Consider the following 2,874-nt stretch of genomic DNA (forward strand, 5'->3'; position numbering starts at 1 on the left):
TTTATTTTCCTACGTCAAATCTCAGGGAAACACTGATAAAAGCAAGGCTTGGAAAAAAGCTCTTTCCCCAACTCCAGCCCGCCTCCCCCTCTGCATTGTGGGGACAGCAGCAGGAGATCACCGACGCGGTGCCTCTGCGGCAGTCTGAGATGGGAGCCCTGTGAGCTACCAACCCGGTGGTTTCGTTCTCAAATCAGTGGTCTTTCCCACAGACCCGGCATGCGAAGCGGTTTCCCCGGTGAGGAATTTCGTAGCTTTTCCCTCCGCAGAACGGGCAGCTCACCGCCACGCAATTCCTCACAAACCAGCGCGTGACCAAACCCACCACCAGCCCTCCCACCAGCATCGTGACCAGCGGGGAGATGTGATGGCGCTCCAGCCAGTTCCAGAGGAGCAAAATGAATCCGCAAAAGACTCCGCCAGCGACGACTGGCCCAAAAAAGCTGAGAACAAAATGGCGCGAGGAACTCATGCGGCCACGTACTATGTCACTCCATCACGGCTTTCTGCAAGCCTGCACGCATGACTTCCAACGGTGCCGGGCGGTCAAACCAGTGCTCAAAAGAGATTCCCCCTTGGTGCAGCAGCAGAGTGAGCCCGTCCACGGTCCGGGCCCCAGCCTGCCTGGCATCTGCCAGCAGCGGGGTCTCGCCCCCTGCACGATAAACCATGTCAAAGACGAGGTGCCGAGCATGCAGCGCATCCGCTGGCAGCAGCTTGGAGTCGTTAGGCTTCATGCCTAGTGAGGTGGCATTCACGATCAGATCGGTGTTTGCCAGCGATTCTCTAAGAGCATCATCATTCCAAGGCACCACCTTCACATCAGGACATCCGCCCAGCGCCTGAATCTCACTGGCCACGGTTTCAGCCTTGGCCTGGGAACGATTCACGAGCTGAAGCTTCTGACATCCGCTGAGGGCACTTTGAACCGCCACCGCTCGCCCTGCGCCACCGCCTGCACCGAGGATGAGCACTCGCAGATCTTTCACCTCCGCGCCAAACGCCTCCTTCACGCTGCGCAAAAAGCCGGGGCCATCGCTGTTGTAGCCATGCAGTTTCCCATCGCGGATCGCCAGCGTGTTCACAGCACCGAGCTGACGCGCCAGTGGATCTAGCTCATCCACGGCATCCAGCGCTTCAAATTTGTGCGGGATGGTGATGTTCACGCCGAGAAAGCCGCATTTGGCAAACTGCCGAAACGCCTCGGCCACATGGCCCACCGGCACCTGCACACGAATGTACTGCGCGTCGATACCACAGGCCTGCAGCGCCGGATTGTGCATCTGCGGACTGCGCGAGTGCCCGATCGGATCACCGATCACCGCCAGCCGGCCAGGCGGCGTGAAGCGCCCGGCCACCGCATTCCAGCCCATTAAATCTTCGAATGATAAAAAATCTCCCACGCCCCAGACATGCCGCAGAACCAAGGACTGTCAAAGCTGCCCGCAATTTTCCCGCTCGACATCCCGTTCCATCCGCGCTGCAATCAGCACCTTCGTTCCAAACCAAGCCTCCAACCCATGCGACTCTTCTTTCCCCTGCTCACCCTCGCCGTTTCTGCGGCCCTCTTCCTCGCCCAGGCCGCCGACACCGCCGTCAAGCCGCTGCGTGTCCTCATCGTCGCCGGAGGCTGCTGCCATGAGTATGACAAGCAGCACCTCGTGCTCAAAGAAGGCATCGAGTCCCGCATCAACGCCATCGTGGATGTCGCCTACAACCCCGACAAGACCACCAAGGCCACCTTTGAAATCTACAAGGCCAAGGATTGGGCCAAGGATTTCGACGTCATCATCCACGACGAATGCAGCGCCGATGTGACGGATCCCGCCTACGTGGCCGCCATTCTCGATGCGCACAAGGCCGGCAAGCCCGCCATCAATCTCCACTGCGCCATGCACAGCTACCGCTGGGGCAATTTCCGCGAGCCTGTGAAAGCCGGTGCCGACAATGCCGGCTGGTATGAAATGATCGGCCTGCAATCGACCGGCCACGGCCCGCAGCAGCCCATCGCCATCACCTTCACCGACAAAACCCACCCGATCACTCAGGGCCTCGAAAATTGGACCACCATCAACGAAGAGCTCTACAACAACATCCAGGTCCTCACCGGCAAGCCTCTCGCCTCTGGCGTGCAGATCGTGCCACCAAAGGCCAAGAAGGGCGAAACCCTGCCCCCTGACGCCAAAGCCACGGAAGCTACCAGCGTCGTCGCCTGGACGAACGAGTACGGCCCGAACAAGACCAAGATCTTCTCCACCACCATCGGCCACAACACCGCCACCGTCGGTGATGCCCGCTACCTCGACCTGATCACCCGCGGCATTCTCTGGACCACCGGCCACATCAACGAGAACGGCAAGGCGGCGCCTGGATACGGCAAATAAGCCCTCTCTCACTCAACTTCGCGAATGCCCGGAGGCTCCCTCCGGGCATTTTTATTTTCCAACTAGACACAGTTTATCATCCCGAGCAGCGTTTTAGCAGTCCCCCCATGCGCCACTTCATCGTTCCCGCCCTCACTCTCGCCATCGCGTTTCACGCCTATGGAGACCCCGGCCACTCCGCCAATGGCGAAGCCTTCAACGAAGGCCCGCGTCAGGCGGCGGTGTTCATTCCCGGCTGCGGTGATGCGGTAAACTTTCCCATCAGCTCCAAGAAACCGGAGGCGCAGAAATTCTTCACCCAGGGCGTCGGCCAGCTTCATGGCTTCTGGTATTACGAGGCCGAGCGCTCCTTCCGTCAGGTGGCCGCCATCGACCCCGAATGTGCCATGGCCTACTGGGGCATGAGCATGGCCAACGTGAACAATGAGAAACGCGCCAAAGCCTTCATCAAGAAAGCCACCCCGCTCAAAGCCAAGGCCACGCCACGTGA

The 2,874-nt window shown here is 59.7% G+C and carries 2 protein-coding genes and 1 pseudogene; 2 read left to right on the forward strand and 1 reads right to left on the reverse strand.

All coding sequences use genetic code 11. The annotated features are described in order from the left end of the window. Positions 1-488: 488 nt before the first annotated feature. The gene (gene aroE, locus ACIREA_RS29915) at positions 489-1,427 is read right to left on the reverse strand and encodes a shikimate dehydrogenase (RefSeq protein WP_397385978.1); all 939 of its coding nucleotides are present in this window, start codon (positions 1,425-1,427) and stop codon (positions 489-491) included. Between the two features lie 93 nt (positions 1,428-1,520). Here aroE and ACIREA_RS29920 point away from each other — a divergent pair, with 93 nt between their 5' ends. Further along, positions 1,521-2,384 carry a ThuA domain-containing protein gene (locus ACIREA_RS29920; protein WP_397385979.1) on the forward strand — a complete coding sequence of 288 codons (864 nt, stop codon included), beginning with the start codon at positions 1,521-1,523 and terminating at the stop codon, positions 2,382-2,384. Between the two features lie 107 nt (positions 2,385-2,491). After that, positions 2,492-2,874 (forward strand): annotated as a pseudogene (locus ACIREA_RS29925) (hypothetical protein); the annotation flags it as partial.

Source organism: Prosthecobacter sp., assembly GCF_044373815.1.
Lineage (GTDB): Bacteria > Verrucomicrobiota > Verrucomicrobiia > Verrucomicrobiales > Verrucomicrobiaceae > Prosthecobacter.

Bases quoted from the DNA above. Each gene is read 5' to 3' on its own strand.
- ACIREA_RS29920 (WP_397385979.1), top strand. From the start codon at position 1,521: ATGCGACTCTTCTTTCCCCTGCTCACCCTCGCCGTTTCTGCGGCCCTC.